22 protein-coding genes are annotated in these 23,554 nt (G+C 39.1%); 4 read left to right on the top strand and 18 right to left on the bottom strand.

Annotated elements, in window-relative coordinates:
* Positions 1–11: 11 nt before the first annotated feature.
* From pcaH to ACTJJH_RS01770, 11 genes are all read right to left on the bottom strand, one after another.
* Positions 12–737 carry a protocatechuate 3,4-dioxygenase subunit beta gene (gene pcaH, locus ACTJJH_RS01820; RefSeq protein WP_000077913.1) on the bottom strand — a complete coding sequence of 242 codons (726 nt, stop codon included), beginning with the start codon at positions 735–737 and terminating at the stop codon, positions 12–14.
* Between the two features lie 10 nt (positions 738–747).
* Positions 748–1,161 (bottom strand): 4-carboxymuconolactone decarboxylase, encoded by a 414-nt coding sequence (pcaC, locus tag ACTJJH_RS01815; protein ID WP_000997505.1) that lies wholly within the window; start codon positions 1,159–1,161, stop codon positions 748–750.
* Positions 1,162–1,176: 15 nt separating this feature from the next.
* Positions 1,177–2,532 (bottom strand): MFS transporter, encoded by a 1,356-nt coding sequence (locus tag ACTJJH_RS01810; protein ID WP_086393857.1) that lies wholly within the window; start codon positions 2,530–2,532, stop codon positions 1,177–1,179.
* A gap of 42 nt (positions 2,533–2,574) precedes the next feature.
* On the bottom strand, positions 2,575–3,360 hold the full coding sequence (gene pcaD, locus ACTJJH_RS01805; protein ID WP_032038525.1) for a 3-oxoadipate enol-lactonase: 786 nt from the start codon (positions 3,358–3,360) through the stop codon (positions 2,575–2,577).
* Complete coding sequence (locus ACTJJH_RS01800) at positions 3,357–4,712, bottom strand: 3-carboxy-cis,cis-muconate cycloisomerase (protein ID WP_440600615.1); 1,356 nt, start codon at positions 4,710–4,712, stop codon at positions 3,357–3,359. The genes pcaD and ACTJJH_RS01800 overlap by 4 nt, the downstream gene beginning before the upstream one ends.
* A gap of 2 nt (positions 4,713–4,714) precedes the next feature.
* Positions 4,715–5,926, bottom strand: coding sequence for a 3-oxoadipyl-CoA thiolase (pcaF, locus tag ACTJJH_RS01795; RefSeq protein ID WP_440600614.1), 1,212 nt, complete (start codon positions 5,924–5,926; stop codon positions 4,715–4,717).
* Positions 5,927–5,938: 12 nt separating this feature from the next.
* Positions 5,939–6,592, bottom strand: a complete 654-nt coding sequence (locus ACTJJH_RS01790) for a 3-oxoacid CoA-transferase subunit B (protein WP_119685088.1) — start codon at positions 6,590–6,592, stop codon at positions 5,939–5,941.
* An 18-nt stretch (positions 6,593–6,610) separates the two neighbouring features.
* Complete coding sequence (locus tag ACTJJH_RS01785) at positions 6,611–7,282, bottom strand: 3-oxoacid CoA-transferase subunit A (protein WP_017386040.1); 672 nt, start codon at positions 7,280–7,282, stop codon at positions 6,611–6,613.
* Positions 7,283–7,630: 348 nt separating this feature from the next.
* Positions 7,631–8,347 (bottom strand): 2-C-methyl-D-erythritol 4-phosphate cytidylyltransferase, encoded by a 717-nt coding sequence (ispD, locus tag ACTJJH_RS01780; protein ID WP_032036311.1) that lies wholly within the window; start codon positions 8,345–8,347, stop codon positions 7,631–7,633.
* On the bottom strand, positions 8,313–8,702 hold the full coding sequence (gene ftsB / locus ACTJJH_RS01775) for a cell division protein FtsB (RefSeq protein WP_005069056.1): 390 nt from the start codon (positions 8,700–8,702) through the stop codon (positions 8,313–8,315). Before ftsB ends, ispD begins: the two co-directional genes overlap by 35 nt.
* 275 nt (positions 8,703–8,977) lie before the next feature.
* Positions 8,978–11,170, bottom strand: coding sequence for a TonB-dependent siderophore receptor (locus ACTJJH_RS01770; protein ID WP_440600613.1), 2,193 nt, complete (start codon positions 11,168–11,170; stop codon positions 8,978–8,980).
* A 374-nt stretch (positions 11,171–11,544) separates the two neighbouring features.
* Between ACTJJH_RS01770 and ACTJJH_RS01765 the strand changes: the two genes are divergently transcribed.
* Both ACTJJH_RS01765 and ACTJJH_RS01760 read left to right on the top strand, forming a co-directional pair.
* Positions 11,545–12,225 carry a hypothetical protein gene (locus tag ACTJJH_RS01765; RefSeq protein ID WP_440600612.1) on the top strand — a complete coding sequence of 227 codons (681 nt, stop codon included), beginning with the start codon at positions 11,545–11,547 and terminating at the stop codon, positions 12,223–12,225.
* Between the two features lie 408 nt (positions 12,226–12,633).
* On the top strand, positions 12,634–13,311 hold the full coding sequence (locus tag ACTJJH_RS01760; RefSeq protein ID WP_440600611.1) for a DUF421 domain-containing protein: 678 nt from the start codon (positions 12,634–12,636) through the stop codon (positions 13,309–13,311).
* A gap of 84 nt (positions 13,312–13,395) precedes the next feature.
* On the opposite strand, the gene eno is transcribed toward ACTJJH_RS01760, so the two are convergent.
* The 3 genes from eno to ACTJJH_RS01745 all read right to left on the bottom strand — a co-directional run bounded on the left by eno (position 13,396) and on the right by ACTJJH_RS01745 (position 17,274).
* Positions 13,396–14,685 (bottom strand): phosphopyruvate hydratase, encoded by a 1,290-nt coding sequence (gene eno / locus ACTJJH_RS01755; protein WP_002121066.1) that lies wholly within the window; start codon positions 14,683–14,685, stop codon positions 13,396–13,398.
* Positions 14,686–14,748: 63 nt separating this feature from the next.
* On the bottom strand, positions 14,749–15,606 hold the full coding sequence (gene kdsA / locus ACTJJH_RS01750; protein WP_002121042.1) for a 3-deoxy-8-phosphooctulonate synthase: 858 nt from the start codon (positions 15,604–15,606) through the stop codon (positions 14,749–14,751).
* 30 nt (positions 15,607–15,636) lie between these two features.
* The gene (locus tag ACTJJH_RS01745; RefSeq protein ID WP_002121060.1) at positions 15,637–17,274 is read right to left on the bottom strand and encodes a CTP synthase; all 1,638 of its coding nucleotides are present in this window, start codon (positions 17,272–17,274) and stop codon (positions 15,637–15,639) included.
* Between the two features lie 223 nt (positions 17,275–17,497).
* On the opposite strand from ACTJJH_RS01745, the gene ACTJJH_RS01740 reads away from it, so the two are divergent.
* Both ACTJJH_RS01740 and ACTJJH_RS01735 read left to right on the top strand, forming a co-directional pair.
* Positions 17,498–17,974, top strand: coding sequence for an internalin (locus tag ACTJJH_RS01740; protein WP_199112709.1), 477 nt, complete (start codon positions 17,498–17,500; stop codon positions 17,972–17,974).
* A gap of 235 nt (positions 17,975–18,209) precedes the next feature.
* A complete protein-coding gene (locus ACTJJH_RS01735; RefSeq protein WP_440600610.1) occupies positions 18,210–19,055 on the top strand; it encodes a metal-dependent hydrolase in 846 nt (281 codons plus the stop codon).
* A 62-nt stretch (positions 19,056–19,117) separates the two neighbouring features.
* On the opposite strand, the gene ACTJJH_RS01730 is transcribed toward ACTJJH_RS01735, so the two are convergent.
* The 4 genes from ACTJJH_RS01730 to ACTJJH_RS01715 all read right to left on the bottom strand — a co-directional run bounded on the left by ACTJJH_RS01730 (position 19,118) and on the right by ACTJJH_RS01715 (position 23,495).
* Positions 19,118–20,212, bottom strand: coding sequence for a YheT family hydrolase (locus ACTJJH_RS01730; protein WP_032036318.1), 1,095 nt, complete (start codon positions 20,210–20,212; stop codon positions 19,118–19,120).
* 19 nt (positions 20,213–20,231) lie between these two features.
* Positions 20,232–20,948, bottom strand: a complete 717-nt coding sequence (locus tag ACTJJH_RS01725; RefSeq protein ID WP_440600609.1) for an SGNH/GDSL hydrolase family protein — start codon at positions 20,946–20,948, stop codon at positions 20,232–20,234.
* Positions 20,949–20,990: 42 nt separating this feature from the next.
* A complete protein-coding gene (locus ACTJJH_RS01720) occupies positions 20,991–21,398 on the bottom strand; it encodes a nuclear transport factor 2 family protein (protein WP_005069036.1) in 408 nt (135 codons plus the stop codon).
* A 72-nt stretch (positions 21,399–21,470) separates the two neighbouring features.
* Entirely contained in the window at positions 21,471–23,495 is a 2,025-nt protein-coding gene (locus ACTJJH_RS01715; RefSeq protein WP_440600608.1) for an oxidoreductase, read from the bottom strand.
* Positions 23,496–23,554: the final 59 nt, after the last annotated feature.

Below are 23,554 nucleotides of genomic sequence, written 5' to 3'. Positions count from 1 at the left end.
CGTGCTCCCGATTAAGTCAATTCGTTTTCGAAGTAAGTCGCTCGACGGCCACGTAAAGTGATGTCAAAACGGTAACAACGACTATCAGCTTCGATAAAGTTGTTTTTATCTTCTAGTGCGATCAAGGCACGACGTTGATCTTCAGAAGGAATCGTTTTTAAGATCGGGCAAGTATCAATGAGCGTATCGCCTTCAAAATAAAACTGCGAAATCAGACGCTGAGCCCAACCATCAGCAATTAAAGAGAAATGGATATGAGCTGGACGCCATTCATTGATACGGTTACGCCATGGGTACGGACCCGGTTTAATGGTACGGAAAATATAAAAACCGTTTTCATCAGTTAAGGTACGACCACAACCACCAAAGTTAGGATCCATTGCACCAATAAACTTGTCGTTTGGATGACGGTAACGGCCAGAAGCATTGGCTTGCCATACTTCTAGAAGTGCATTTTTCACAGGACGACCAAATTGGTCACGAACATAGCCATGGACAATGACACGCTCACCAATTGGTAAACCATCTTTGGCATAGTTCAAAATCAAATCGTTATCTTTTGGGCCAAACAAATTTGAAGAAAAATGCGGTGCAGTGACTTCAGTTAAAGTCTCGTTAATAGAGATCAATGCATTTTTTGGCGAACGTAATACACTTGTTTTATAACCTGGCGTATACGCTGGTGGATGGTCATCTGTATTACGTTGGGCGTAAGCACCCCAGCTATGTTGTGACATCTTTATCTCCTTAATCCTGTTCTTTCGCTGCAATTGGGTTTACCTCTATCCCCAACTCTTTAAAGACTTCTTCAGCCATATGCATTGCAGCATTTGCAGCAGGTAAACCTGCATAGAGTGAACTGTGTAAGATCAGCTCTTTTAAATCTTCTTTAGTTACGCCATTGTTAAAGCAAGCACGTAAATGCATGCGTAGTTCGTCTTCACGGCCAAGCGCCAATAAAATTGCGATAGTGACTAAACTACGTGTATGACGTGGTAAGCCCGGCCGAGACCACACCTCACCCCATGCGTAACGGCTAATAAAATTTTGAAAATCTTGGTTAAAGTCATTTAAGTTCTGCAAAGACCGACCAACATGTTTTTCACCCAAAACTTCAGTCCGCACCTCAATGCCTTGTTTATAGCGTTGTTCATCATTCATTGTGATAGACCTCTATTAAGTTGCATCGGTATGCGCAACAAGTGATTTAACAAATACAGCAACAGCCGCAGCAGTCGCTGGAATTAGTAATAAACTAAGAATGGCGGTAAACGACCAATCATTTCCGAGTAACACAGCCCCAATCCAAGCACCAAATACCGCACCGAAACGTCCAATCCCCGTCATCCAAGACACGCCAGTTGCACGGCACTGCGTTGGATAGAAACGAGCGCTTAACGCAGGCATTGAAGATTGCGCACCGTTAATTGCGATACCCGCACAAAGCACCAATACTGCAAGTAATGTTGAGTTTCCTAAGCTTTGACCAACAGCAATCGCAAATAGACCTGCAGCAAAGTAGAAAATAGCAATCACTCGGTTAGGGTTGAATTTGTCCATCGCCCAACCAATAAATAAGGCACTTACCACACCACCGAACTGGAACAATCCACCGATAAATGCAGCCCGCTCCATTGACGCACCTGTTTCACGCATAAGTGTTGGCAACCAGCTTGTAAGCAAGTAAACAACCACCAAGCCCATGAAATAGGTCAACCAAAGCAAAAGCGTTCCTTTCGCATATGGTTTAGAAAACATAATTCCAAAGACATTTTTCTTTTGAGCTGTTTCAGTTTTCTCTTCAGGTACGTGAAACGCAGTCGCATTTTGAACTTGAGTTGGTGCGATATGATTTAAGATTTTGCGTACTTTTTCAGGATTCTTACCTTTCACAATTAAAAAGCGGTAAGACTCAGGTAAAACTAAAATCACTAAAATCATTAAGATCAAAGGTGACCAGCCACCAAGTAAAAATAGACTGTGCCAACCATAAGTCGGGATCAGCCAGCTACTAATAAAGCCACCTGTTGCCATACCTAAGTTGTAGCCACAGAACATACAGGTCACCAGCAGTGAACGAATGCGTGTTGGACAGTATTCAGAAAATAATGTAGTGGCATTTGGCATCGCTGCACCCAAGCCAATACCTGTCAAAAAGCGTAAAACGACAAGACTATCTAAGTTGGTTGCATAAGCAGATGCCAAGGTGAACCCACCAAATACAAGCATCGAAAAAGCCAGTACGATTTTGCGACCAAAACGGTCAGCTGTTGGGCCAGAAACCAAAGCTCCAATAATCATTCCACCAAGTGCAGCACTCATCACTGGCCCTAACTGAGAGCGATCAACTCCCCAGTCTTGTGCCAAAGCTGGAGCAATAAAACCCATTGCAGCAGTATCAATACCATCAGTAAAAATAATTAAAAAACAGATGATGGCGATCATCCATTGATATTTACTAAGTGGAGCATCATTAATTAATGCTTGAGCATCGATACTTTTATTTGGTGCAGCGTAATCCTGAGACGCCATATTTGCCTCCTTAAGGCCAATTCCTTTTAAATCACTAAGCTATTAGATTTGCTGAATAAACCTAGTCAATTCCTGAGTAAATCTTTGCGGTTGCTCAATATTAGAAAGATGAGATGCTTCCAATTTAGCAATCTGACTATTGTTGATAGCGCGTTGCATAAACTCAGCATCTGCTACTGTAGTTACTGGATCTTCTGTCCCCGCAACCAGCAGTACCGGAATTTGAATTTGTGCAATTTCATCTCTTAAATCGGCATACGCTAAAGCACGACATGCATTCGCATAACCTTGTGCCGGTGTGTTTGCAAGACTTTGAATCGTCGTTTGTGCAACCACATTATGTTGATAGTCGAAGTTTTCACTGAACCAGCGGGTATGCGTGGTTTTAACCAACTCAGCTAAACCATTCTGTTCCACAGACTCAGCACGACTCAACCAAGCCTCCGCCTGGCCAATTTTGGCTGCCGAGTTTGCAACAGTAATACTTAAAAAGCGCTCTGGATGATGAATACCCAACCAAAGCCCAGTAATTCCGCCCATTGAAATGCCGCAAAAATGAGCTTTTTCAACACTCAAGGCATCTAAAATATCAACCACATCTTCAGCTAAGTTTTGCAATGTGGTGTCACTAATTACATCACTTCCACCATGACCACGTGTGTCGTATGTAATGACATTAAAATGACTTTTTAAATCATTTACCTGTGACTGCCACATACCATGGTCTGTGCCTAATGAATTAGAGAAAACAAGCACAGGAGCATCTTTTAAGCCTTCGGTATAAACAGCTAGCTGTTTTCCTTGGCGATTGCTAATAGTCTGTTTCACTTTGGCTCTCCTTGTGCTTCTTGCAAAACTGCATCAATCTGTTGCTGAATATTGCCTAAATAGTTTTCCGGTTTGAAAATATCCCGTATTTCTGCTTGGCTAAACTGCCCTTTCACTTCGTCTAGTTGGCTAATAACATCAAACAAATGCTTGTTTTGAGCCACGGCTGTTTTACAAGCTGCTTCAACAACATGATGAGCATTTAAACGACCAATTTTAGGAGCTAGTGCCATCATTACAGCTTCTGCCATAATCAATCCATTCGTACACTCAAGGTTCTGTTGCATATGCTCAGCGTTCACTTCGAAACCTTGTAAAACTTCACCAGTACGACTTAATGCTCCAGCACAAAGCTGAAAGATTTCTGGAACTGCTAACCATTCTGCATGCCACGCGCCTAAGCTACGCTCATGTTCCTGTACCATGCTTTGATAAATGCTAGACATAAGTGCTGGTACACGATTCGCCGCGGCTAATACGGATGCTGCCGCAACTGGATTACGCTTATGCGGCATGGTTGATGAACCACCACGACCCTTCGCAGTTGGCTCAAACAACTCTGCAATTTCAGTTTGCATCATCAGTGACCAATCACGTGCCATCTTGCCCGTATTCCCGACAATAATGCCAAGCACACTTGCGATTTCTACAATACGATCACGCTCACCATGCCATGTGCTTGTCGGTACAGTCAGATTCAGTTGCTGAGCAAATGCACTAACCACAAGCGAACCTTGATCTTGCAAAGAAGCTAATGAACCCACAGCACCACCTAACTGAGCAGTAAGTACACGTGATTTCATGGCTTGGATACGGTCTAAATCACGTTTAAACGCAGAAGCCCAGCGAGCGAGTTTATGCCCTAAAGTAATTGGCAAAGCTTGCTGTAACCATGTACGCCCAATCATGACTTGATGGCGATATTGCTTAGCTTGCTGTAATGCAGTCGCATAGCATTGTTGAAGTTGACCTTCCACAATTTTCAACGCATCACGGCATTGCAAAATACAAGCTGTGTCTAAAATATCCTGACTTGTTGCACCCCAATGCACATAACGTGAAGCATCTTCATCAACATCTTTAACGATTGCTGTAAGCTGTTTTACAAATGGAATTGCGATATTTCCAGCTAAGCCTGTTGCTACAGCCAAAGCGGGAAAATCAAACTTGTCTAATGCCTGCTCAGCTACTTGGGCAATGGTATTAGCCGCATTTTGAGGAATCACACCAACTTTTGCCTGTGCTTGAGCTAAGGCAACTTCAACCTGAATCATATATGTGATTAAAGATGAGTCACTAAAGATGTCAGTGACGTCTTCTTGGTAAAACAAGCTGGCATATAACTGGCTCATGATTAGACTCTCTCAATAATCAATGCGATGCCTTGACCCACCCCAATACACATTGAACACAAAGCGTAGCGACCACCTGTCTGTTCAAGCTGGTTTAGGGCTGTGGTCACGAGGCGTGCACCTGATGCACCGAGTGGATGACCTAATGCAATTGCACCACCGTTTGGATTTACCTTGGCAGAATCATCTGGCAAACCTAAATCACGGGTCACTGCCAAAGCCTGTGCAGCAAAGGCTTCATTCAGCTCAATTACATCCATCTGATCTAAAGTCAGGTTGGCTTGTTTCAGTAATTTTTTAATGGCTGGTGCTGGAGCAAAACCCATAATGCGGGGTTCTACACCCACTGCTGTTGAGGCAATAATCTTGGCACGTGGTTTTAAGTTGTAAGCTTGAACTGCCTCATCAGAAGCAATCAGTAGAGCTGCTGAACCATCATTAATGCCTGAAGCATTACCCGCAGTGACTGTGCCATCTGCTTTAACTACAGGTTTAAGTTTGCTTAAGCCTTCAAGTGTGGTCGATGCACGTGGATGTTCATCAGTATCAATCACAACAGCATCCCCCTTACGCTGAGGGATTTCAACTGCCACGATTTCTTTAGAAAAAAAGCCTTTGGCTTGCGCGCTTGCGGTGCGTTGTTGGCTCACCAAGGCAAACTGGTCCTGATCTGCACGATTCACATTAAACTGTTCAGCCACGTTTTCGGCAGTCTGGGGCATGGTGTCTACACCATACAATTCTTTAAGTTTCGGGTTAATGAAGCGCCAACCCATGGTAGTGTCTTCAATCTTCTGGCTACGGCCAAAGGCACTGTCTGACTTACCCATCACATAAGGTGCACGGCTCATACTTTCTACACCACCTGCAATCACCAAATTCGCTTCACCGGCTTTAATGGCACGGGCAGCAATAGCAATCGCATCGAGTGATGAACCACACAAACGGTTAATGGTGGTTGCTGGAACCTGATAAGGTAAACCTGCAAGTAGAGCTGACATACGGCCAACATTACGGTTGTCTTCACCAGCCTGGTTAGCACAGCCATAGATCACATCATCGACCTGTTCCCAATCTACATTCGGGTTACGTTGCATGAGAGCTTTGATCGGCACAGCACCAAGGTCATCGGCACGGACAGGTGCAAGACCACCTGCATAACGGCCAAATGGAGTACGGATGGCATCGATGATATAAGCGTTTTTTAATGTCATTTCCCTACTTCCTTACCCTTGAGTCGCATCAATCAAAGTTGCACCAGTCAAAGCCTGTAAATCATCAAAGCTAAGACCTTCAACTTTTTCAATCACCTTTAAACCATCTTTAGTCACGTCAATCACACACAGGTCCGTGTAAATGCGGTCAACACATTTTTTACCTGTAACCGGATAGCTCAGCTCAGCCACAATCTTCGGCTCACCTTGCTTGGTCACATGATCTGTGGTGATAAATACTTTCTTGGCACCAACCGCTAAATCCATCGCACCACCTACAGCAGGAATCGCATCGGGTGCACCCGTGTGCCAGTTCGCCAAGTCGCCATTCGCAGCAACCTGAAATGCACCAAGTACCGCAATATCAAGGTGACCACCACGCATCATCGCAAACGAGTCGCCATGGTGGAAAAAGCTACCACCTTCAAGCATGGTCACAAACTCTTTACCCGCATTAATCAGTTCTGGGTCTTCTTCACCTGCCGCCGGTGGCGGGCCAAAAGCCAACAGGCCATTTTCAGAATGAAGAAAAATATCTTTATCGTTAGGTAAGTAGCTGGCAATCTTGGTTGGTAAACCAATGCCTAGGTTCACATAGGCGCCATCTGGAATATCTTGCGCCACACGTTTTGCAATCTGGTCACGGCTGAGTTTCTGGTAGCTCATGTTATTTCTCCTTATTGCTTACTGTGCTGGCGCTACTTGTACAACGTGCTGTACAAAAATACCTGGGGTGATGATGTGTTCCGGGTCTAATCCACCGAGTTCAACCACTTCAGAAACCTGAGCAATGGTGACATCAGCAGCCATGGCCATGATTGGGCCAAAGTTACGTGCAGATTTACGGTAAACCAGATTGCCCCAGCGGTCGCCCTTGTAAGCTTTAATCAGGGCAAAGTCAGCTTTAATCGGATACTCAAGCACATAGTCTTTACCATCAATTTCGCGGGTTTCTTTGCCTTCGGCTAAAAGTGTTCCAAAGCCTGTTGGGGTAAACACAGCGCCTAGGCCCATACCTGCTGCCTGAATACGACACGCCAGATTACCTTGCGGGACCACTTCAAGCTCGACCTTTCCAGCACGGTACAGTTCATCAAATACATAAGAATCTGACTGACGTGGGAAAGAACAAATCACTTTTTTAACTGAGCCTGCTTTCAGCAATTTCGCCAGACCATAATCGCCATTACCGGCATTGTTGCTGACAATGGTTAAATCTTTAACACCGAGTTCAATAAGACCATCAATGAGTTCAGCGGGTTGTCCTGCGGTACCGAAACCACCAATCAGAATGGTTGCACCATCTTTAATCTGCGATAGAACCTCGCTTAGTGAGGACTTACTTTTGTCAATCATTAGACAACTCCATTGTGCTCATTGAAGAAGAGATAGGTAAGAGAGTTAGGCACACTGAGGCGAGAAGAATAGATAAATATTTCACTCAATCCCGAGTGTTTCCCTTAGATTTCCCTTTTAAACATTTTTGATAATTTTCGTATTTTGATCTAGTAAGCTAGACACAGTTTTGTTCGCTATAAATATATTTTGTTCGATGATCGAACATTATCTAAGTAAATTACTCAACTAATCTTATAGACTTGGGATGTAAAAAAACATTAATTCTTATAAATAGATATATAGAAATGAAATATTTACTTAGGCTATTTTACACTTAAAACTACAACTTTTTATTCGATTTTTATCTTAAGACTGTGATTGTAAAATTAAACGTGCAAGTTCTAAATCATCAGGATAAGTAATTTTAATATTATCAGAACGCCCCATCACAACCTGCACAGTTTCACCCATATATTCGAGTGCACTTGCCTCGTCGGTAATAGCAATATTATTTTCTAAAGCGTATTCAATTGCCTTTTTGAGCTTCCCAATTTTAGCAATTTGAGGAGTTTGAGCTTGCCACAATGACTCCCGACTTACCGTCTTATTAATATAATTATCTACCCTAACCTGCTTTAACGTATCACGAACAGGAATCGCTAAGATAGCACTATGATTTGATTTAATTACTTGTTCGACAAGGGCATTTAAACATTCAATTGTTACACAAGGCCGTGCTGCATCATGCACAAGCACCCAATCATTTTCGTCAGCAAAAGTTAAAAGATGATTTAATGCGTTTAATACTGAATGGACTCGTTCTGCCCCACCCATACAAAAATGGGCCTTATCTATATTTTGAAATGCGAGAGTCTGAGCAAAGGTATCTTGGGTACCAATTGCCAGAACATAACCATTTAATGGAAGTTGACTTATGCGCCGAACAGTATGTTCTAAAACAGTCGTATTCTGAATATATTGATACTGTTTCAATTCAGTTTTAGAAAATCGACTTCCTGACCCTGCAGCGGGAATTACTGCCCACAATTTAGTCTGGGATATCTGGGGATGCAGGTGTCTCATTCGTTTCCAAATCAACTTTAGCGTTCGGGTCAATATAAATAGGCTTGTAATGGGTACTGATGGTACTCATTTGAACAAATGTCTCATGTGGTTTCACTAAACCAAGATCAAGGCGAGCATGTTCTTCTATTGCTTCTGTACCATTTTTCAGGTCAAAAACCTCTGCTGCCAAAATACGGTTTCGTTCTTTAAGCTCTTCATTTACTTCAGCTTGTTGCTGAATTTGTTGCATGAGAGCTTGATGAGGGAGATAGCCACCCTCACCTAACCAAAATTGATATTGCAGTATGGCTACTAAAACAATAACCAGTAGCAATATCAGTTTGCTTGAAGTGGATCGAAATACTTCTAACATATCATTAAGATTTTTAATTAAAAACTTTCGTTAAGAGATTGTATTGTATAGTAATTAAGAAGTAGCATGCGAAATTCCTGCAAAAATTTAAGCAAAATTATTAATGGGCATATTACTTTAATTGACCATTGTGACATGTTTCATTTTGTCAAAAATGAATGGAATTTGAAAGGGAAATAATATTTATAAGTACAACTGCTTATAAATCAATCTACGCACCAAAAAGCCCTCTTTTGAGGGCTTTTATAAATCGGTTACTTATGAGTATGTCTGTATCAAAAATTATAACGAACACTCAGCGTTGCATTTCGTGGTGTTCCCCAGTTCATTGAGTTTTCACCAATACCTTCATAATATTTCTCATCAAAAATATTATCGATGTTAAATTGAAGTTTAATATTTTTATCTACTTGATAGCCAAGCATCGCACTTGCTAAAACATAAGCATCTTGCTCAATGCGAGAGCTTCCACTACCCGTATAGTATTTACTCTTATAATTTAAGCCAAGTCCTGCACTCCACTGATTAAGTTTGTACTTAACAAATAAATTTGAAGTTGTTCGAGAGTTTGTCGTATTAACCTTCGTACCCTTTGCATCTTTTGCTTCAAAATTAGCAATACCGAAATTAACAGCCCAATTATCGTTAATTTCCCCATCAGCTTCAAACTCAAAGCCTTTACTTTCAACACCATCTACACCACGGTAAGCTTGCTCTGTAGTTTTTGTACCATTACGGACAATAAATACCCCAGGTATCAATTCAGCAAAATTAGACTGTTCTATTCGAAATACTGACAATGCTGTATTTAAACGCCCTCCAAACCACTCACTTTTTAAGCCAGCCTCATAACTCGTACCTTTAATCGGGTCAATATATTGATCATTTACATCTTTACGATCTTGAGGTTTGAAAATTTCTGTATAACTCGCATAGACAGAATGATCTTGGGCAAAATCATAAATAGCGCCAATATATGGTGCTAATTCATTGTTAAATTCACGGTTACCTTTGTCATTTTCAGACTTGTATTCCCAGTTAGATAAACGTGCACCAGCAATAATTTTCAAAGGGTCCAGAATTTGAAATTTTCCAGCAATATATGCCGCAGTTTGTGTGGTTTCATTCAGCGCATTTTTGCCGTTTAAAACAACAGGTTGAAGCAACTCTTGAGCTATATCATTATAGTTAAGCGGAGCACCTAAATATTTTTCAATGTCTTGGTTCTTGTTAGATCCGCCAAAAATATCTTTGGTCTTTTCATTCTTATTCCAAGATCCGCCAATAATGATTTCTTGTGGACGATTAAAAAGCGTAAATGGGGCATTAATAAAAACATCAATATTGTTTTCTTCACTCGCAGCTTTTGCGCCATATACAGAAACATAATCAGTTTTATTCTCAGAATTATCGTTTGGATTTTCTAATGGACTGGTGTTGGTTGCCTTGTCTACTCTTCCAGCTGTATATAATAACATTGAGTCCGTATCTTCTTTGCGGAAGGTATAAGCAATATTTAAATTAACATCACCAAACAAATTCTGTTTTAAGTTTGCAAACACTGCCGTTGTATTCACATCCCAATATGTCCAAGGCGCACTTACTGTTAAGCTTCTAGAAAAATTGGTACGGGTCCCATCAGTATAAAAAGCTGGTGTACCACCCCAGCGGATACCATCACGATGCAATTCTTGATATGTAGCTCCAAGCGACATACTTGTTTTATCGCTCAGATCATAATCAAGGGCACCATAAAATACATTCCGTTCTTTCTCATAAAAGTCCATAAATGAATTTTCATCAGAATGCTTCACAAACATACGTCCACGCAATGAACCATCAGCATTAAGCGGTGTAGAAATATCTGCCGAACTACTCCAAGATTTCCATGTGCCTAATGATGTACTGACATTACCAGTGAGTTCTTTTGAGTTGGCATGTTTCCGAATCATGTTCAGCGCCATCGCTGGATTTCCCGCACCTGTGGTTAGGCCATTAGCACCTTTCACCACCTCGACGCGATCATAAATATCTAAATCAAGGTCCCCTGTACCTAAATTAATCGTGCTCGGTATTCCATCTATTAAGTAATAATCTACCTCAAAACCACGCGCATAAACTTTCTGACGCTCATCAGTACGTGACGTCGAAACACCCGTAATATTGTTCATTAAATCTTGAAAAGAATCGATTTTCCGATCATCTAAATATTCACGGGTTAAAACCTTCACCGACTGTGGCGTTTCACGAAGAGATAAATTTAATTTTGTAGAAGTATTTGTGCTTTTTGCTGTATAGCTGCCCGAACCTTCGGTAACAGCGGAATCTTCTTCTGCTTGCACTTTTATCGTTTCTAAAGTGGCTGTTCCATTTGTCTCATCTGCATAAACAATTGAAGGAGCAATTAAAGCCATAGCAAGTGCTAAGGGATGAGATGTAAACGCTTTTCTAAAGGGCGGAGTGTACATAAGAAAATTCCATAATAACCAATGTGCTGTGCGAGATTCCTTAGTCTTTTGCTACTTTGGTCCTTGTTACACAGCAGCAAAAGTCGGCACAAAAATTAACATGAATGATAATTGTTATCAACAATATATTAATAATTATTCCTATTTGTTTAAATTAAATTATCAATGGTTCTAATCACTTATATATTTTCACTCTCTTCAAACCTTGTTTGGTCATCACATCTTTTAAATTTATTGCTCTTTCAATTAGCCAATAAAATGTTATGCAATAGTTTTATGATTAACTCAAAAAATAACAAACTAAACAGTATTTTCTTTTATATTTTATTATTCTTCTCAAACCTCTTAAGAGAGAATAAAGGGTACAAGTTGTAGTGCATAAAGTTTTAGCATTTTCTTTAGTAAGCTTAGGTTTGAGCGCTTGTAATAACCATACTGATGATAGTCCTTCAAAAATAATTAATATGAAGGACAACCATAAGCAACATGAAAAAATTAATACTTATATATATGAATATAATGAAATTATTTATAAATTAAATACAGAACAAGACCAAACAACTGCTCGCTTAAGATTTAAAAACTTATTGAAAAAGATACCTTCTAGCGAGAACAACCTAAATATTTTAAAAACTAAACGCAAAATACTTGTACATTTAGGTTGTCTTAAGGAAGCATATAGTGTTACCGAAAAAATACTAGCTAAAACAGATATTTCAAAGCTACAAGAGATGCAATGTATTTTTTTAAGCAAAATGAAAAGAGACCCTTATCAAATAAAAGAATGCTATGAAAAAACTGCTAATAGTTATTTAACCGAGATAAATTTGATCCCAAAAGCTGCTTTAAGATATCAATATGCTTTATGGGGACACTATGCAGCGATGTTCAATGCTGGCCATATAGAATACAAAGACAAACTCCAAGAAATTATCGACTATCATAATATTGAAGATCACAAAAAAACTTATCAACAAATGTATAAAAATATTATGGATCCTCATGCTTTTCAAAAACGTTTAGATGCCATCCCCTATACTTCTAATTGTCGTTAAACTATCTTATTAAATATAATAAATTTTTGATTATTAATCATACTTATTAAATATAATAAATTTTTGATTATTAATCATATTCATAGTCATATCTTTCTTAAGGAGAATTTATTTAATAATAAGAAACCACCCACAAAGTATATCTTTTATATTTTTTATCTCTCATGTAAATACAAGCTCATATAAAGTAAAAGTACCTTTTTAATATATCTACTTTGCAATAAATCAGCTTGGTCACGTTATCAACAGTAAACTCCTTCATAAAGAATTATTTGAAATAAATTTATAAAAAGTCACATATATTTCGAGCTTTTAACCAATAACTACCTAAAAAGTATATTTTTTTATTTTTTACTTTGTTAAGAATTTATAAGGATCTCTTCTAACTATTTTAATAAGGAGAAAAAAATGGATTTTTTTAATATTTTCATTGGTGACACGACTTGGAAATTTGTTTTAGAAATTTTGGTTCGATGTACCGTAATGTTCATCATCATTATTAGTTTTTTAAGATTATCCGGTAAACGAGGTATACGTCAGCTCTCCCTTTTTGAACTCGCAATTATTTTATGTTTAGGTTCAGCCGCCGGTGACCCGATGTTTACCGAGGACTTACCTATTGCCCATGCCTTCGTCGCGTTTGTTGTTATCCTTTTTCTTTATCGCTTTGCTACATGGAGTATGGTAAAGCATAAAAAAATTGAAGATTTACTAGAAGGAAAAGCGCTTTGTATTGTTAAGGATGGCCTTGTAGTCTACAAAGATTTCCAAAAACAATCATATTCTCATGATGAGTTTTTCTCTGAAATGCGTCAACAAAATGTTGAGCACCTTGGACAAGTAAGAACAGCTTTGTTGGAGTCGGATGGTATTCTTAGTCTGCTTTATTTTGAAGATGAAGATGTAAAATGGGGCTTGCCGCTATTCCCTAATGCCTACCGTAAAGCAGATATACTGAAACTTAATACTTTTTATTCATGTATGAAGTGTGGTGAAACTAAAATTTTAAATAAAATCGATCAAGAATGTACCCGCTGCAAACATCACAGTTGGGCTGAGTCTTTAAAAACACGCCGATTAGGATAATAAAAAAAGGTGCTATTTCCTATTAAAAACAGAAAATAGCACCTTCAAATGTTAAAAAATTAATTTTAACTTTTTATTTAAAGATTAGTTTAAACCTTTAAATTCAGCTTTACCGCGGTAAGCAGCTTTAGTCAATTCTTCAATACGAAGTAATTGGTTGTACTTAGACACACGGTCAGAACGGCAAAGTGAACCAGTCTTGATTTGACCAGCAGCTGTACCTACTGCTAAGTCAGCAATAGTAGAATCTTCTGTTTCACCAGAACGGTGAGAAATAACAGTCGAATAACCATTTGCTTTAGCAAGATAGATTGCATCTAAAGTTTCAGTCAAAGTACCGATCTGGTTGTATTTGATTAAGATTGAGTTACCAACTTTTTCATCAATACCACGTTGTAAAATCTTAGGATTAGTTACGAACAAGTCATCACCAACCAATTGGATTTTATCACCAAGGATTGAAGTCAAGTAGCTCCAGCCTTCCCAATCAGACTCATCAAGACCATCTTCGATCGAGATAATTGGATATTGATTTACAAGACCAGCTAAATAATCTGCAAACTGATGGCTTGTAAATGCACGGTTGCCTTCGCCTTCTAAAACGTATTGACCGTTTTTGTAGAATTCTGAAGATGCGCAGTCAAGTGCAAGCATCATGTCTGAACCAGCTTTGTAACCAGTCAATTCAATTGCTTGTAAAATGATTTGAATTGCTTCTTCGTTAGAACGTAAGTTAGGAGCAAAACCACCTTCATCACCTACTGCAGTATTCAAACCTTGTTTCTTTAAAACTGATTTTAAAGAATGGAATACTTCAGCACCAGCACGTAAAGCTTCAGCAAATGAAGTGAAACCTACAGGCTCAATCATGAACTCTTGAATATCAACAGTGTTGTCCGCATGCTCACCACCATTTAAGATGTTCATCATCGGTACAGGCATTGTCAAAATTGTTTGACCACGAAGATCTGCGATGTATTGGAAAAGAGGAAGTTTCTTTTCTTCAGCAGCAGCGCGCGCAGCAGCCAATGACACAGCTAAAGTTGCGTTAGCACCTAATTTCTCTTTGTTTTCAGTACCGTCAAGCGCGATCATTGTATTATCAATGTCTTTTTGCTCAAAAACTGATTTACCCAACAAAGCATCACGAATCAACGTATTAACGTTATTAACTGCTGTACGAACGCCTTTACCTAAGTAACGCGATTTATCACCGTCACGTAGTTCTAAAGCTTCACGAGAACCAGTTGAAGCACCAGATGGTGCACATGCACGACCAACAACCCCAGATTCTAAAATTACGTCTGCTTCGATGGTTGGGTTACCACGAGAGTCCAAAATTTCACGTGCACGAATGTCAACGATTTGGCTCATGAACAATTCCTCTTTGAATGAATATGAGCTGCGGTTAAAGCAGCGTAAGGGTTATAAAACAACTCAATGGGTGTCTAACTTTTTGAATCCTTTAACTAAAGTATCCAATTCTTTTATTTGTGCCAAGAACGGTTCAAGTTGCGACATACGTAATGCACAAGGTCCATCGCATTTTGCATGTTCTGGGTCTGGGTGTCCTTCCAAGAACAATCCAGCCAAACCAGTTGCCATTCCAGCGCGCGCTAAAGTTGTAATTTGAGCACGACGACCGCCTGCTGAATCAGAACGACCACCAGGGGTTTGTAACGCATGTGTCACGTCAAAGAAAACTGGCACATTCATTTCTTTCATTGTGTCAAAGCCAAGCATATCTACAACAAGATTGTTATAACCAAATGCTGAACCACGTTCACAAAGAATAAGTTTGTCGTTTCCTGCTTCTAAACATTTATGCAGGATATGACGCATTTCATGAGGTGCTAAAAACTGGGCTTTCTTAATATTAATAATAGCCTGTGTTTTTGCCATCGCTTCGACAAGATCAGTCTGACGACTTAAGAAAGCGGGTAATTGAATAATATCGGCTACTTCTGCGACCGGCGCAGCCTGATATGGCTCATGCACATCAGTAATGATAGGAACATTAAAATGTTTTTTAATATCACCTAACCATTCGATACCTTTTTCAAGTCCAGGACCACGGAATGAATGCAGACTAGAACGATTTGCTTTATCGAAACTCGCTTTAAATACATAAGGAATATCTAAGCGTTTGCAAATATCAACATACGTTTCTGCAATTTCAAAAGCTAAATCTTTTGATTCAAGTACGTTCATTCCGCCAAATAATACAAATGGCAAATGATTTGCCATTTGTATATCGCCTAAACGTACAACTTCTTGTGGTTTTAATTGTGACATTTAAACTTTCCCAGTTTATTTAAAATCGCATTATTTACTTTTTTGATGCTGTGTTTTTGCAGCGTCAATAAAACTAGCAAATAATGGATGTCCATCACGTGGTGAACTTGTAAATTCCGGGTGGAATTGTACAGCAATAAACCAAGGATGTTCAGGAATTTCTACAGTTTCAACTAAATGTTGTGCTGAAGAGTAACCTGAAATCTTCATACCAGCTTGTTCAATCGACTCGATGAAACGGTTATTCATTTCATAACGGTGACGATGACGCTCAGTGATTTCAGCTTTACCGTAGACTTCACGTGTTTTTGTGCCTTCAACCAATTCAGATTTTTGAGCACCTAAACGCATAGTTCCACCTAAGTCAGACTCAAGGCTGCGTTGTTGTAATTCACCGCGCTCATCTAACCATTCAGTAATTAAACCAATGAGTGGATATTTTGTAGAGCGGTTAAATTCTGTAGAAGAAGCTTCTGGCATACCTGCAACATGGCGAGCGTATTCAATAACAGCCAATTGCATGCCTAAACAAATACCCAAGAATGGGATTTTGTTTTCACGTGCGTATTGAATAGCTTTCATTTTGCCTTCAGTACCACGTTCACCAAAACCGCCTGGAACTAAAATTGCGTCAGCTGTACTTAAAATAGATACGTCTTGGCTTTCAAGTTCTTCAGCGTTGACATAATCAATTTGTACTTTTACACGATTTTTAATACCTGCGTGTAATAACGCTTCATTCACAGACTTATAAGCATCTGGTAATTCAACATATTTACCAACCATAGCTACACGTAAAGTGTATTCAGGATTTAGTAATGCTTCGACTACATTATCCCAATCTTCTAGGTTTGCTTCTGGAAGATCATTAAATCCAAAACGCTCACAGATCAAATCATCAACGTTTTGTTCATAGAATGTACGTGGAATTTGATAAATCGTTTTCGCATCTTTACATACCACTACAGCACGCGCTTCTACGTTAGTGAACAATGCAATTTTGCGTTTAGTATCAACATCCACATCATATTCAGTACGGCAGATAAGAATATCTGGCTGAATACCAATCGAAAGCAACTCTTTTACAGAGTGTTGAGTTGGTTTTGTCTTAAGCTCTGCTGCAGATTTGATATATGGCAACAAAGTTAAATGCATAAGCATGGTTCTTTTATGACCAAGCTCAACCATTAACTGACGAACTGACTCCATAAATGGAAGTGATTCGATATCACCTACCGTACCGCCAATTTCTACGATAGCAACATCGTAGCCTTCACCTGCGCGAAGTACACGTTCTTTAATGTTGTCAGTAATATGAGGAATAACTTGAACTGTACCACCAAGGTAGTCACCACGACGTTCTTTATTTAAAACGTCCTGATATACACGACCACTGGTAAAGTTATTAAGTTTGGTCATTTTCGCACGACGTAAGAAACGTTCGTAATAACCCAAGTCTAGATCAGTTTCGGCACCATCCTCTGTGACAAAAACTTCACCATGTTGGAAAGGGCTCATTGTCCCTGGATCGACATTAATGTAGGGATCCATTTTAACCATTGTGACTTTTAAGCCACGGGCTTCCAAAAGTGCAGCAACTGAAGCAGCAGAAATACCTTTACCTAGCGATGAAACTACACCACCAGTGACAAAAATAAAATGGGTCATTAAGTTTCTCGTACAATCAAGCCGAAATCGGCCTACAATGTTTGGCAATTTTACTGTACTCTGCCCCTATAAAGCAAAGTCAAACCGCATCAATTCAAAGATCATTAAACAACTGGCTATTCTATCAGCATTTTTAATAAAAATTTAGGTCAATCTCACATGATTTTTTCATTCTCTTTTGCTGTTATAATGCCAACTCCTCAATTAAATGTTGTTTAGGACAATGGCAAATAAAAAACTTTTAATCTGTGCTGCAATTGCAGCTGGACTATTGTTAACCGCATGTGTCAAAAAAGAAACACCTAAAGAAGAAGAGCAAGAAAAGGTTGAAACTGCTGTTTCAGAACCTACACCTGCTGAACCTGCAAAATTTGAGTCCTTAGAAAGTGTTCAAACTGAAGAAGCTCAAACTCAGGAACCAACGCAAGTTGAAGTTCATCGTGAAGAAACAGCGAATACGACAACTGAAATTCGCCGTGAAACTCGCCCTACCCAACCTGATCAAAATTCACAAACAACAGTTTCTGAGCAACCTAAAGCAGAGCCGAAACCAAAACCTGAACCTAAGCCTGAGCCAAAAGCAGAGCCAAAACCTGAAAAGGTTCAGTCAAAACCAGCTAAGCCAGCCGAACCATCTCAAACTGAAGATGATGCTGTTGCTGCTGCAATTGCTGCTGCTACTCCAGCGCTTAAAAACTAAGTTCGTAAACACATATGCCCAAATTGAACCATCAATTTGGGCTTTTAAGTATTATTAAATTTAATAAACAGTTTTACTTTTTCTTCGCATTTTATCTTTAAAGTTTCCCTAGATATCAATTAGGGACAATCTACTTGTTTCACCTCAAAAAACATTGACGATAAATTTAGAGCGATGTAGTTTTTTTAATAAGTTCCTTTTTGGAACTTTAATTAAAAGAAGATTGGAGCTTAGAATGAATACTGTATCAAATCGTGTCCCCGCCTCATTTCCAGTCCGTCGTATGGACTATAATTTTGAAAATGTACCTCGCTACTGGTGTAATAACGAACCCACTTTTACCCATTATTTTACTGGTTTATCTACATTGTTCCCTGAAGGTGAATCATATTTCGTTCGCTCTGTTCGAGCTTTACGTGCTAAAGCAAAGTCGAATGAAATTTTAGATCGTGAAATTAGTGCTTTTATTGGCCAAGAAGCTATGCACTCTAAAGAACATCATGCTTTTCATGTAAGTGCACAGCAATATGGTTTAGATCCAGAATCTTTAGAAAAAGTAACTGGCATCGTTTTAAAGAGTATTGAAAAAGTTTTTAGTAAAAAATGGAACCTACTTGTAACGGTAGGTCTTGAACACTACACCGCAGTACTTGTGGTTAGTATGATGAAATCTGTTAATGAATTGATGACGGACTCAACTATTCGCAATTTATGGCTATGGCATAGTATTGAAGAAACTGAACATAAAGCTGTGGCCTTTGATCTCTATCAACATTTATATGGAAGTGGCTTAAGCGCATACCTTCCTCGCATTACAGTCTTTACTTTAAGTCTATTTTTGATTACTGGTTTTTCAACAATTTATCAATTTGTTCTTATGAAACGGGATCATCAACTCTTAAATTTCAAATCTTGGCGTAAGTTCTTTAGTTTTGCGAATAAACAATATAGAACATTGATCCCCCAATTTTTTGATTATTATCGATTTGACTTTCACCCCAACCAAACAGATGAAAAAGACCTCGTGGCTAGCACAAAAATCAAAATTGGACTAAAAGATCCTAAATTGCTTTTATCTTGATCTAATAAATTATAAAGCCCATCTGTTGAATGGGCTTTATTTAACTTATTGCGAAGTTACAATTATTGCTTATGTTCGACCAAAAAATAATTTGATATTAATTTGGCCGCCCATGAGGTACTTTTCCATCCTTCGTAAAAGCCACAGTGACTTCCTTTTTTTGTGGTGATTACCGCAATATTACTCATTTGCTGAATCGTTTCTTTGTAAGGTTCCAAATTTTTAATAGAACAGACTGGATCATCCTCAGCATTAAGAATCATTAATGGTATTTTTACATTCTCAAATACATAAATTGGATTAATGGCTTGGCAATAGCTTTGATAATCTTCAAAGCCAGCCATTTCAAAATATTCTTTCTCAAACTCTTCTAGACTTGTCGTTGCAAGAACCTTTTCTAAAGAAGCAACCTGGTTCCAAGTACTTTGATAAGGATGAATAAAATACTTGAATAACTTTTTGGTCATCATTTTGCTATAAAATGGATGAACATTTTTAAAGCCAATCTCTGTGTTGTAGCCCGGACACATTGCAAAAGCAGCTTTAAATGGCGTGTCAGTACCTTGCTCTCCTAAGTAACGAACTAGTAGCCCTGTCCCGGCAGAGGAACCTACTGCGTATAAATCCGTTTTAGGGAATAATTTTTGAATATGCTCAAGTTGCTCTTTAAGGTCGCTTGTTGATCCAAAAAGAGAAATCTGTGGCACAGGCATAGGTAAGCCAGCATGCCCACGGCGTAAGCATAGTGCTATTCTCCATCCCGTATAATGATGTATGTCTTTCACAAGTTCACGCATACTTTCAGGTGTTCCTGTAATGGTATGCATAATGACAACAGTTGGAGTATCTGGAGGAAGATCATAGCCATACCACGCGATCGCAGTTACGCCACCATCTTTCATAGTGAGCTGATCAATACGGTCATATTCAAGTTTGATAGTTTTTTTTCTAATGATATCAAAATACAAAAGATGAACGTGATTGTTGCTCAACCACGGTGTGGGCCGATATTTTTGCTTGAGCTGGGGCAATTTCTCCAGAATATCTTTTATTTTCCCGTTTGGGTCATAATAGATTTTTGGCTGTTCAGCACCTAATACCGAATCGAACAATTCTGAACCGAAAGCTTTAATTTTATTTAAAGTAGATATGCCCATTTCCAATCACTACCTCTGATTATGAGTTAAATGATTGCCGCACTAATGCTGCAACCTGTTGTCCCCAAATTGCATAAATTTCCTTACTCGGATGAAAGCCATCACTTGCCATAGGCAGATTCATCGCTTGAAAATGCCCAATATCATATTGAATGAATCTAAATTGGTTTTGTGATTCTAACCATTTATCTAGTACCTGATTCATTTGTTCCGCATATTTTCCAAACAACCAAGCCAATGGATTTGGTAACGCTGGGAAATGCTGCATTGGCGGAACACCAGAAACAATAATGAGCTTAGGCTGAAAACGTGCCTGTATATATTGAAATAATTGTTTTTGTTGTTTTATCCATGAACTTGCTGAGGTTAGTTTTATGACATCATTAACACCAATCGACGTAACCACCACATCGTAATTTTGCTGCTCTAAATGCTGTACTGCTTGAAAAACCTGCTTAGTTGTATCACCTGTTTTTGCATGCAGTTTCCAGCGTATCGAATATTGATCTTGCAACTCAGAAATAATCGCACCAGATAAAGCATCTTTTTGGGTTTCTACCCCAACACCCGCTGCGGCAGAGTCTCCTAAAATAAGTAATGATAGAGGTCTTCCATTACCAACGATGCCTTGTCTCTCACCACTGGCTTCTAGCAAGCGTGGCGTATTCTTACGAACCTTTGTTCCCTGTACAAACAGTACAGGAAGCAATGCTAGAGTTGAAAGCTTTAACCACATTTTATTGATCTCTATCTTACTTACTTAGGCTATTCACTAAAATTATTGAGGTTGAAATTTAGCAATTCTTATACCCATTTGTTCAGCCAATGCAGCTAAGCCACTCATTGGACGTATCATTACTTCAAAATCAATAATTTTGCCTTGTTCATTAAAACGAATCATATCAATACCTTTTAATGATTTACCACTAACATTGGCACTGAACTCAAGCACTACATTTTCACCGTCTTCTGTATAAAACTCACGATGATAGGTAAAGTCTTCGAACACCTGAATCACATTGGTAAGAATGAAGAAAACGACCTGCTTTCCTTCATAAGGTTTGTAAGCAACTGGTGAGCGAAAAACCACTTCATCCGCCAGCAAGTCATTTAGATCGGATAAGTTACCAGCCTGAACCATTTCATGCCATTTTTCTAAAGACTGTTTTGTTGTTTCGAGTGTCATTGTTTTTTTATATCCTATAATTTAACCAAAGAAGTAATGGGCATTTCTCTTTAAAAAAATGCCCATAAAAATTTATAGTGTTGCTGCTAATTCAGCGCCTTGGCGTATTGCACGTTTTGCATCTAGTTCACCTGCCTCTTTAGCGCCACCAATTAAATGAACTTTTTTTCCATCTGTTTTTAACTGATCATACATTGCAGTAAATGACTCTTGGCCTGCGCAAATCACCACATGGTCAACCTCAAGTACACTTGGTTTCCCATCCACAGTAATATGTAAACCTTGATCGTCTACCTTGTCGTATTGCACACCTGCAAACATTTTGACCTGACGATTTTTTAGTCCTGTGCGATGAATCCAGCCTGTTGTTTTACCTAAACCAGCACCTACAGCAGCAGTTTTACGTTGTAGTAAATAGATTTCTCGTTCAGAGGCCTCAACTTTTGGCTGTTTTAAACCGCCTACATGTTCATATTGAGTATCGATTCCCCATTCTTCATAAAACTTTTCTGGATTTAAGCTGCCACTTTCACCTTCATGAGTAAGATATTCAGCTGTGTCGAAACCAATACCACCCGCTCCAATAATGGCAACACGTTGTCCTACTGGCACACGCTCTTTTAAAACCTGTAAATAGCTCAGTACTTTAGGATGATCAATTCCCTCAAACTGTAATTGACGAGGCGTTACACCTGTTGCAACCACAATTTCATCAAAATTTGCTTGGCTTAATTCTTCATAAGTTGCTTGATGATTTAACACAAGTTCAATATTTGGTCGCAATTCAATTTGACGGCTAAAGTAGCGTAAAGTTTCGTAGAACTCTTCTTTTCCAGGGACTGTTTTTGCAATATTAAACTGACCACCAATTTGATGACTGGCCTCAAAAATTTTAACTTGATGCCCGCGATCAGCTGCATATACCGCAAAACTTAAACCTGCCGGACCCGCGCCAATAACAGCGATATTCTTTTTAACCTGAGCTTCTTTAAAGATCAGTTCAGTTTCATAACATGCACGCGGGTTTACTAAACAAGTTGCAATTTTCATTGAGAAAATATGATCTAAACAAGCTTGGTTGCACCCAATACACGTATTAATTTCATCACTACGGCCTTGACTTGCTTTCAAGACAAACTCAGCATCAGCTAACATTGGTCGTGCCATAGACACCATATCAGCATGACCAGATGCCAATACATGTTCAGCCATTTCAGGCGTATTGATTCGGTTAGAAGTAATTAAAGGAATTGAGACTTCACCTTTGAGTTTTTCAGTCACCCAAGTAAATGCAGCACGCGGAACTTTGGTTGCAATTGTTGGAATACGCGCCTCATGCCAACCAATCCCAGTATTAATAATCGTTGCACCCGCTTTTTCAATTTCTTTTGCAAGCTGAATTACTTCATCAAAACTTGAACCGCCTTCAACTAAATCAAGCATGGATAGACGATAAATAATGATAAAGTTTTCACCGACTAATTCACGCGTACGCTTTACAATTTCAATTGGGAAGCGGATACGATTTTCGTAACTACCGCCCCATTCATCATCACGATGATTCGTTCGAGCTGCAATAAATTCATTAATTAAATAACCTTCAGAGCCCATGATTTCTACGCCATCATAGCCCGCATACTGAGCAAGTTTGGCGCAGTTAGCAAAGTCATCAATGGTTTGTTGTACTTCGGCAGAGCTTAAAGCTTTAGGCTTAATCGGGTTAATCGGTGCTTGAATTGCTGAAGGCGCAACGTTATTTGCCTGATAAGAATAACGACCCGTATGTAAAATCTGCATAGCAATTTTACCCCCAGCTTCATGGACAGCTTGGGTAATCACTTTATGTTTTTCAGCTTCTTCAACTGTATCTAGTTTGGTCCCGTGGCTAAATACAACACCATCATCATTTGGAGAAACACCGCCAGTTACAATTAAACCCACATCACCTTTTGCACGCTCAGCATAAAACGCAGCCATGCGCTCATATCCTTGCGGTGCTTCTTCTAATCCAATGTGCATCGACCCCATAAGCACACGGTTTTTTAAAGTAGTAAAGCCTAAATCAAGTGGCTTTAATAAATGTGGATAAGCTGACATATTTTCTCCTATGGCTAGCAATAAGCTTGCTAATGCAACTTGTTGCATAAATTTATAAT

It is taken from the genome of Acinetobacter sp. 22301 (genome assembly GCF_052045285.1).
Classification (GTDB): domain Bacteria; phylum Pseudomonadota; class Gammaproteobacteria; order Pseudomonadales; family Moraxellaceae; genus Acinetobacter; species Acinetobacter pittii.
The sequence above is the reverse complement of the archived record's forward strand: the minus strand, read 5'-3'. Positions and strand labels throughout refer to the sequence as shown.

What these genes read in the sequence shown, in the direction of transcription:
- pcaH (WP_000077913.1), bottom strand. Translation starts at nt 737, where the DNA reads ATGTCACAACATAGCTGGGGTGCTTACGCCCAACGTAATACAGATGAC.
- pcaC (WP_000997505.1), bottom strand. Translation starts at nt 1,161, where the DNA reads ATGAATGATGAACAACGCTATAAACAAGGCATTGAGGTGCGGACTGAA.
- ACTJJH_RS01810 (WP_086393857.1), bottom strand. Translation starts at nt 2,532, where the DNA reads ATGGCGTCTCAGGATTACGCTGCACCAAATAAAAGTATCGATGCTCAA.
- ACTJJH_RS01800 (WP_440600615.1), bottom strand. Translation starts at nt 4,712, where the DNA reads ATGAGCCAGTTATATGCCAGCTTGTTTTACCAAGAAGACGTCACTGAC.
- pcaF (WP_440600614.1), bottom strand. Translation starts at nt 5,926, where the DNA reads ATGACATTAAAAAACGCTTATATCATCGATGCCATCCGTACTCCATTT.
- ACTJJH_RS01790 (WP_119685088.1), bottom strand. Translation starts at nt 6,592, where the DNA reads ATGAGCTACCAGAAACTCAGCCGTGACCAGATTGCAAAACGTGTGGCG.
- ACTJJH_RS01785 (WP_017386040.1), bottom strand. Translation starts at nt 7,282, where the DNA reads ATGATTGACAAAAGTAAGTCCTCACTAAGCGAGGTTCTATCGCAGATT.
- ispD (WP_032036311.1), bottom strand. Translation starts at nt 8,347, where the DNA reads ATGAGACACCTGCATCCCCAGATATCCCAGACTAAATTGTGGGCAGTA.
- ftsB (WP_005069056.1), bottom strand. Translation starts at nt 8,702, where the DNA reads ATGTTAGAAGTATTTCGATCCACTTCAAGCAAACTGATATTGCTACTG.
- ACTJJH_RS01770 (WP_440600613.1), bottom strand. Translation starts at nt 11,170, where the DNA reads ATGTACACTCCGCCCTTTAGAAAAGCGTTTACATCTCATCCCTTAGCA.
- ACTJJH_RS01760 (WP_440600611.1), top strand. Translation starts at nt 12,634, where the DNA reads ATGGATTTTTTTAATATTTTCATTGGTGACACGACTTGGAAATTTGTT.
- eno (WP_002121066.1), bottom strand. Translation starts at nt 14,685, where the DNA reads ATGAGCCAAATCGTTGACATTCGTGCACGTGAAATTTTGGACTCTCGT.
- kdsA (WP_002121042.1), bottom strand. Translation starts at nt 15,606, where the DNA reads ATGTCACAATTAAAACCACAAGAAGTTGTACGTTTAGGCGATATACAA.
- ACTJJH_RS01745 (WP_002121060.1), bottom strand. Translation starts at nt 17,274, where the DNA reads ATGACCCATTTTATTTTTGTCACTGGTGGTGTAGTTTCATCGCTAGGT.
- ACTJJH_RS01740 (WP_199112709.1), top strand. Translation starts at nt 17,498, where the DNA reads ATGGCAAATAAAAAACTTTTAATCTGTGCTGCAATTGCAGCTGGACTA.
- ACTJJH_RS01735 (WP_440600610.1), top strand. Translation starts at nt 18,210, where the DNA reads ATGAATACTGTATCAAATCGTGTCCCCGCCTCATTTCCAGTCCGTCGT.
- ACTJJH_RS01730 (WP_032036318.1), bottom strand. Translation starts at nt 20,212, where the DNA reads ATGGGCATATCTACTTTAAATAAAATTAAAGCTTTCGGTTCAGAATTG.
- ACTJJH_RS01725 (WP_440600609.1), bottom strand. Translation starts at nt 20,948, where the DNA reads ATGTGGTTAAAGCTTTCAACTCTAGCATTGCTTCCTGTACTGTTTGTA.
- ACTJJH_RS01720 (WP_005069036.1), bottom strand. Translation starts at nt 21,398, where the DNA reads ATGACACTCGAAACAACAAAACAGTCTTTAGAAAAATGGCATGAAATG.
- ACTJJH_RS01715 (WP_440600608.1), bottom strand. Translation starts at nt 23,495, where the DNA reads ATGTCAGCTTATCCACATTTATTAAAGCCACTTGATTTAGGCTTTACT.